The sequence below is a fragment of the Pandoraea sp. 64-18 genome (genome assembly GCF_001899225.1).
GTDB lineage: Bacteria > Pseudomonadota > Gammaproteobacteria > Burkholderiales > Burkholderiaceae > Pandoraea > Pandoraea cepalis.
This window is the reverse complement of sequence record NZ_MKVU01000013.1, coordinates 228,405-235,628: the sequence shown is the minus strand read 5'-3', so window position 1 is coordinate 235,628 and position 7,224 is coordinate 228,405. Positions and strand designations below refer to the sequence as shown.

Annotated in this window: 9 protein-coding genes and 1 pseudogene; 8 read left to right on the top strand and 2 right to left on the bottom strand. The window is 64.4% G+C overall.

What is annotated here, in order from left to right; all coding sequences use genetic code 11:
• On the top strand, positions 1-300 hold a 300-nt coding region (locus BGP02_RS12085; RefSeq protein ID WP_286798594.1), incomplete at its 5' end, for a hypothetical protein.
• 46 nt (positions 301-346) lie between these two features.
• Entirely contained in the window at positions 347-1,375 is a 1,029-nt protein-coding gene (locus BGP02_RS12080; protein ID WP_017234427.1) for a zinc-dependent alcohol dehydrogenase, read from the top strand.
• 56 nt (positions 1,376-1,431) lie between these two features.
• Here BGP02_RS12080 and BGP02_RS12075 read toward each other — a convergent pair whose 3' ends face one another.
• Positions 1,432-1,731, bottom strand: coding sequence for a DUF1488 family protein (locus BGP02_RS12075; protein WP_017234428.1), 300 nt, complete (start codon positions 1,729-1,731; stop codon positions 1,432-1,434).
• The gene (locus tag BGP02_RS12070) at positions 1,721-3,178 is read right to left on the bottom strand and encodes an MBL fold metallo-hydrolase RNA specificity domain-containing protein (protein WP_286798593.1); all 1,458 of its coding nucleotides are present in this window, start codon (positions 3,176-3,178) and stop codon (positions 1,721-1,723) included. The genes BGP02_RS12075 and BGP02_RS12070 overlap by 11 nt, the downstream gene beginning before the upstream one ends.
• Before the next feature lie 285 nt (positions 3,179-3,463).
• Between BGP02_RS12070 and BGP02_RS12065 the strand changes: the two genes are divergently transcribed.
• From BGP02_RS12065 to BGP02_RS12045, 6 genes and pseudogenes are all read left to right on the top strand, one after another.
• Entirely contained in the window at positions 3,464-3,967 is a 504-nt protein-coding gene (locus BGP02_RS12065; protein WP_017234430.1) for a universal stress protein, read from the top strand.
• 4 nt (positions 3,968-3,971) lie between these two features.
• Positions 3,972-4,439: a universal stress protein gene (locus BGP02_RS12060; RefSeq protein ID WP_261938567.1), complete on the top strand. Its 468-nt coding sequence runs from the start codon at positions 3,972-3,974 to the stop codon at positions 4,437-4,439.
• Positions 4,440-4,607: 168 nt separating this feature from the next.
• On the top strand, positions 4,608-5,252 hold the full coding sequence (locus BGP02_RS12055; RefSeq protein ID WP_261938568.1) for a response regulator: 645 nt from the start codon (positions 4,608-4,610) through the stop codon (positions 5,250-5,252).
• Positions 5,253-5,403: 151 nt separating this feature from the next.
• Positions 5,404-5,784 (top strand): annotated as a pseudogene (locus tag BGP02_RS22420) (cyclic nucleotide-binding domain-containing protein); the annotation flags it as partial.
• A gap of 75 nt (positions 5,785-5,859) precedes the next feature.
• Complete coding sequence (locus BGP02_RS22415; RefSeq protein WP_442796488.1) at positions 5,860-6,192, top strand: helix-turn-helix domain-containing protein; 333 nt, start codon at positions 5,860-5,862, stop codon at positions 6,190-6,192.
• A gap of 37 nt (positions 6,193-6,229) precedes the next feature.
• Positions 6,230-7,222 (top strand): zinc-dependent alcohol dehydrogenase family protein, encoded by a 993-nt coding sequence (locus tag BGP02_RS12045; RefSeq protein WP_039830436.1) that lies wholly within the window; start codon positions 6,230-6,232, stop codon positions 7,220-7,222.
• Positions 7,223-7,224: the final 2 nt, after the last annotated feature.

The window sequence follows — 7,224 nt, the reverse complement described above, 5'->3', positions numbered from 1 at the left end:
GCCGTAGCCGAGTTGATTACCGCCTGCGCCGCGCTCGACGGCGCGGTCGCCGCCCACCTGGGGGCGGTCTTCGCCGCGCAGCCGAATGCGTTCGCTCGCTGGACCGCGTCCGAGACGCCTACGCACGTCCTGCTTGTCGAGACGGAAGACCTGCAGGCCGCCGGCACCTTGAGCTCGGCGATTCGTGCCTTGGTGAACGACGCGCTGTCGGTCTCGCAGCCCCCCAGCGTCGACGTGTATTCGCTGATTTTTGCGATTGGTCACGCAGATGTCGACGACTCGCTACGCCGTGCCCGCTGACGCGCCGTCGGCAGTGACAACGAACGATGTTTTCCGGAGTTCCTCAATGAAAGCCCTGCAAAAAGCGAGCGCCGCCTTCGGTCTCGAGTGGCGCGATGTTCCCGAACCCGAACAGCCAAGCGCGCAAGAGGTCATTGTCGACGTGACTGCCGCTGGAATCTGCGGCAGCGACGTTCACATCTACGACTGGTCGGGTGGCTACGATTTCCTGCGAGGCGCGCTCCCGGTGACGTTAGGCCACGAATTCGCCGGCCGCATCGCAACGCTCGGTGCCGACGTCCACACGCTGCGCGTCGACGATGCCGTCTTCGTCATCCCCTCGGTCGAATGCGGCGTCTGCGAGCACTGCGTCGCCGGTCGCCTCGATGATTGCCGCGACCGCCGTGGCATTGGCATGTTGCGCGACGGTGCCTTTGCGCCGCGCGTACGGGTGCCGGCCGCGAATTGCCTGACGTTTCCGGCGGAGATCGATGCGGGTGTCGCATCGCTCGCGGAGCCCCTGTCCATTGGGCTGTCGGCGATCAAGACGGCGGAAGTGCGTGCAGGCGACCGCGTGCTGGTGATGGGCCCCGGGACGATCGGTCAGGCGATCGCGGTGCTGGCGAAGGCCCGTGGCGCGCAGGTGGCGATCGTCGGACATAACGACGCCGAACGCCTCGCAACGGCCCGCGCGCTCGGCATCGACGCGACACTGGATCTCGAGGGGGCGCAAGAAGGCGCCATGCGCGCGACGTTGGGCGGCAGCGAATACGACGTCGTGATCGAAGCGACGGGCGTTGGCGCAGCGGTGCAGGCGGGTCTCGACGTGCTACGTCCGTCGGGCGTATTTGTGGTGTGCGGGATTCACGGCAAGCCGATCAGCTTCGACGGCGCGAAGCTGGTCCGGATGCGCCATCAGATTCGTGGGACCTACCGTGCGTCACGCGCGACCTGGCAAGAGGTGCGCGACTTCCTTATCGCGAATCATGCCTCGCTGGTGCCGATGGTCACGCACCGGCTACCGCTCGCGCAAGCGATCGAGGGATTCGAGATGGCGCGCCGGAAGATTGGGTCCAAGATCGTACTCGTTCCCTGACGCAGGGTGGCATAGGTGCGCGAAGTCCTCGCGCGTGCGAGCATGACTCGGGCACGCTAGCCATCCCGAGATGGCGGGCACTCCATGCCCCAGCGAAAATGGCCGCTGCGCAACAAGACCGGCGCGCCGAGGCAGAGCCCGAGATAGCGCTCGGTCATCTTCTCGATGGCCGGTCGGTTCGCTCGGAATGCGGCCATCAGATCGTCGACGTTGCACGATTTCGCGCCAAAGTGATCCTCCAGCGCCTCGGCGGAGATGGCACACAGCACACGCTTGTGGTTAAGATCGGCCGCGAACTCGATCGTCAGGTCGTCGCCGTTATAGGCCGGCGCGACGTGCGGAAACTCAATCTTCATGACCCAACTCCTCGGATGCGCGCGGGCGGCGGTGGCGTTCGTCGGACTCGCCGGTCGCGGTGGGGGTGTGGCCAGGAATGGCTTCGTCTCCCTCCAGGTAAGCCTGTTCCATCGGTTCCACGACATGGCAAGGCCAGCCAAGGCGCTCCGCAATCCGCCGGCGCAGGCTGTCTGACGCGGCTGGCTCGCCATGATTGAGAAAGATGTGCCGGACCGGTTTGTCGAATTTCGAAAGCCAGGCGAGCGTCTCGTTGAAGTCGGCATGAGCGGACAGCGTGTCGAGCTGCACGACTTCGGCACCCACATGAACGTAATCACCGAAGATCTTGACCTCGCTGCCGCCGCTGACCAGCGTCGCGCCGCGGGTGCCGGGCGCCTGGAAGCCGGTAAAGAGCACGGTGTTGCGCCAGTCGCCTGCCATCGCCTTGAGGTGGTGCAGCACACGCCCGCCAGTGGCCATGCCGCTCCCCGCAATGATGACCAAGGGGACGGCGCGGGTATCGAGCCATTTCGACTGCTCCACACCGGAGACGAACGTCGCCGCGCCACACATCTCCGCGCATTCGACCGGGTTCAGCCGGTGATCGGTCCGGTGCGCCGCGTAAGTGTTCGTGACATTGATCGCCATGGGGCTATCGAGATAGACCGGCACGTCCGGAATGCCACCGGACGCCTTCTGCTTCGCAATCCAGTAAAGCAGGCTCTGCACACGACCGACGGCAAACGCCGGCACGATCACGGTGCCACCCCGGGCGAACGTTCGGTTCAGGATTTCCGCCAGTTGCGCACCGGGATCGGTCCGGTCGTGCAGCCGATCCCCATACGTCGACTCCAGCACCAGGAAATCCGGTGACTCGGGAACTGCCGGGGGCAGCATGATCGGATCGTCCTGCCGTCCCAGATCGCCCGAAAACAGCAGCTTCCGGCCACCGACATTGAACTGCGCCATCGCCGCGCCCAGAATATGGCCGGCATGCCAGAAGTGCAGCGTGATCTCGGGGGACACTTGAAACGGCGTATCGAATGGCAGCGGCTTGAGCAGCGCGATCGCGCGGTGTGCGTCTTCAGCGGTAAACAGCGGGAGGGCAGGCTGATGCTTGGATTTTCCGTGACGGTTCACGAACGCCGCCTGTTCTTCCTCGAGTCGCGCACTGTCGAGCAGCAGAATCTCGCATAAATCGCGCGTTGCGGATGTGCAGTAGACCGGACCTTTGTAGCCATAACGCGCGAGCACCGGCAGGTAACCGCTATGGTCGATATGGGCGTGCGTGAGCACCACGGCGTCGAGGCGCTGGACGTCGAACGCGGGCGCCGCCCAGTTGCGAGCGCGCAAATTCTTCACACCCTGAAAGGCGCCGCAGTCGATCAGAATTTGCCTGCCGGCGGCCGAAAGCAGGGTCTTGGAACCGGTCACGGTGCCGGCGGCCCCCAGGAAGCGCAACTGCATGAAAACACCTCGCACGATGTCCGGGAAGCCACATGGCGCCCGGTATTGGCAGGATAGTCCGCCGGTGCCGGATCAGCCCGCGACGTGGCCGTGGACGTTGATGTGTATCAAGGACCATGTTCGCGTTCGCCCATCGCTCGCTTAACTGCCGCTACCGTGTAATCGTCACGATGGCAGACGGTTGACTCGGCCCGCGCGCGAACTTCGCTGCTACCGCGTTTTTCGCGCTCGCTGTGCCCCGACCTGTCGTCGAGTTCACCCATTGACCTTAGTGAGGACGACGCAATGCCTCATCGAATCCTGCTTGCCACGGACGGTAGCGAGACGTCTTGGCGCGCCCTGCATGAAGCCATCCGATTCGCGATGCCCGACGACGTCGTTCGGGCGGTCAGTGTGATCGACGATCCTTTCGCCCACTATCAGGCGGCGTTCGCCTCTCATATCGATCTGGAAGCGGTCCGCGACGCCTTGATTTCAGAGAACCAGCAGACGTTGAGCGATACCTACAAGACACTGCGTGAAGAAGGGATCCAGGCCGACACGCGCTCCATCGATCTGCGCGCCTGGGGCGGCACGGTTGCCGACGCCATCATTCGGGAAGCCGAGCGGTGGCACGCCGATCTCCTGGTGCTCGGCACGCACGGGCGCAAGGGCGTGCGGCGGCTCTTGATGGGCAGCGTTGCCGAGCAAGTGCTTCGCCAAACGCATCGGCCTGTCATGTTGGTGACCGGGCCCGCCCCATCGCCGCAAGGCCCGTCCACGGCGGCAACCGCCACCGATCAGGGGTGAAATCATGTTGAAACGTATCCTGGTCGCCATCGACGGCAGCCCCACGGCCGATAAGGCGTTTGACTATGCGCTGGCGCTCGCCAAGGCGCGTGGCGCGCACCTGCACGTCGTGTTTGTCGTGGACATCCCGGTGGCCTACGTGGCCGATGCCGATCCGTTTCCCTTTATCGAAGCGATGCGGCTACAGGGCAAAGCGATTCGCGATACGGCCACCCAACGGCTCAAGGGGGAGGGCGTTGACGGTGACGTCGAGATACGGGAACTCCTGCCGCTCGGGGGCGATGTCGCGCACCAGATCAACGTGGCGGCCGATGAAGACCAGGCCGATGTGATCGTCATCGGCACGCACGGCCGACGCGGGGTTCAACGTTTGGCGTTGGGGAGTGTGGCGGAGAACTGCGCGAGACAGGCGCAGCGTCCCGTCATCCTCATTCCCCCGGCTGCGGCCGACGCGGGCAGTGCGGCGGCGTGAGTGTTCGTCGGTGGCGGTCGGCGCGGTCGCAGACGCTCGGCATGACGCGAAATGATCGCGAACGGCCCACGCGTGTAGAATTGGTCGGATGGATATGCTATCTCATACACCCGCGCGTATCGCGAAGGCGATACCTCCGAATCCAGTACGCGACACAGGGGACGGGGCATGACTCGCATTATCGTAGCGGACGATCACACGTTGGTCAGGGCCGGGTTGCAGCGCATCCTGGCCGGCAGCGAGAATCTGGAGATTGTGGGTGAGGCCGCGAATGGCGCACAAGCGATGGCGCTCCTCGAGCAGACCCCCTGCGATGTGCTGCTGCTGGATCTCTCGATGCCCGGACGTAGCGGCATCGACTTGATCGTGCAGATCAAGGCTTCGTTTCCTCGGCTGGCGATTCTCGTGCTTACCATGCACGGCGAAGAACAGTACGCCGTACGCGCGCTTAAAGCGGGCGCCGCCGGTTATATGACGAAGGAAAGCGCGCCGTCCGAGCTGGTGCTCGCCGTCAGGAAAGTCGTTGCCGGTGGCGTGTATCTGAGCCTGGCGATGGCCGAGCGGATCGCACAGGATCTGGCAAGCGCCGCTGGCGATACGCCGGGCTATCGGCGCCTGTCCGACCGGGAATTCGATGTGTTCCTGATGCTGGCACGGGGTCTGAGCGTGAGCGATATTGGCGATACCCTGTGCGTGAGCGCCAAGACCGTGAGCACCTACAAGGCTCGCGTGTTGCAGAAGCTCGACCTCAGGAGCCAGACCGATCTGGTCCATTACGCGATCAAGCACAATTTGTTACGGGACAGCCTCTGACCGGGCGGTTTTACAGCGCGGTCTGTCAGCCACGGCCTACAGAGCGCCATCACGGCTGACAAAAGATCGCGTCGCGCGCTTATTTTCTTTCCGGTGTCCGTCTCCGATACTGAAGGCGTCGATTGCACAGGCCAGTCCGCCGGAGTCCGCCATGTATGCTTCCTTCCGCCCGCTCGATCCCGCCCCCGAGGCTTACGCACAGAGCATTCGCGTGCATCGGGCATTCAACGATATCGATGACGGTGTGCCCCGGTGCAGCACCTGCCTCCTGCGTCAGCTCTGCCTGCCGGAAGGCCTTTCCGATGCATCTGCTCGCGGCCTGGACGGCGTGACCCGGGTGCGTCGTACCGTTCGCCGCGGTGAAGTGCTGTTTCGACCGGGTGACCCTCTCGAACATCTGTACGCCGTGCGTGCGGGCTCGTTCAAAACGGTCATCATGCATCCGGACGGCCGGGAACAAGTCACGGGGTACATGATGGGCGGGGAGCTGCTTGGGCTGGGCGCCATCGCCAGTGGCCGGCAGGTGTCGGAAGCGGTAGCGCTGGAGGATAGCCAGGTCTGCGCGATTAAATTCGCGGATCTGGAAGCCGTTGCGGGACAAGTGCCCATGATCATGCGGCAGATGCATCGGTTGATCGCGGCAGGCATTGTGCGAGAGCAGAACCAGTTATTGCGCCTGGGCACCGCGCGCGGCGAAGCCAGATTGGCCAGCTTCCTGCTGGACGTCTCGGCGCGGCTCGCCGCACGCGGGTACTCTCCCAGTTCGTTCCTGCTGCGCATGACGCGCGAAGAGATCGGCAGCTACCTCGGCCTGCAGTTGGAAACGGTCAGTCGAATGCTCTCGCGCATGCAGGCGCAGAATGCGCTGCGCGTCAGGCAACGCGAAATCACGCTGCTCGATACCAAGCGCCTGGGCGAGATGGCAGCCCTGTCGCATTAGCCGCGTCTTCCCCCCCCCGTTTCCTTGGCACGCACGTATGCGAGCAATGCAGTTGTCGAAGCGGGACGGCACGCTCGCGCTCGTGGATATCCCGATTCCTGTCGCAGGGCCCACGCAGGTCTTGGTGCGCGTGAGCGTGTGCGGCGTGTGTCGCACCGACCTCCACGTCGTGGACGGTGACCTGCCGGACGTGCCCGACGCGATCATCCCTGGGCACGAGATTGTCGGGACGGTGGCGGCGCTGGGAGCAGAGGTTCGCGGACTGGAGATCGGGGATCGGGTCGGCGTGCCTTGGCTAGGCGCGACATGCGGCCAATGCCGGTTTTGCCAGAGTCATCGGGAAAACCTATGCGAGGCCGCACGTTTCACTGGATATACGCTTAACGGCGGTTATGCGGAATACGCGGTGGCCGAAGCCCGCTTCACCTTCAAGCTGCCAGCGCGCTATGACGACGCCACCGCCGCGCCGCTGTTGTGTGCCGGGTTGATCGGCTACCGGTCGCTGAGCATGGCGGGCGATGCACGACGGATCGGCCTGTACGGCTTCGGTGCCGCCGCCCATCTGATTGCCCAGATCGCCCAAGCCCAATCGCGGGAAGTCTATGCCTTCACACGCCCCGGCGACGAAGCGGCGATGGCTTTTGCGTTGGCCAACGGGGCTTGCTGGGCGGGCGCGAGCGACGCGCCGGCACCACGATGTCTGGATGCGGCGATCCTCTTTGCTCCGGTCGGCGATCTTGTCCCGCAAGCCCTTGCGGCTGTGGATCGGGGCGGCACCGTCGTGTGCGCTGGCATCCACATGAGTGATATCCCCGCGTTCCCCTACCGGCTGATTTGGGGTGAGCGGCAGGTCAGATCGGTCGCCAATCTGACGCGGGACGACGGGCTGGCGTTTCTGGCGCTCGCCGAACGAATCCCGTTGCACGTCACGACGAAAATCTACCCGCTCGAACAGGCGAACGTCGCCTTGAGCGATCTTCGTAGCGGCGCCTTTTCAGGTGCCGCGGTACTCCAGATTCGCGCGCCATAGCC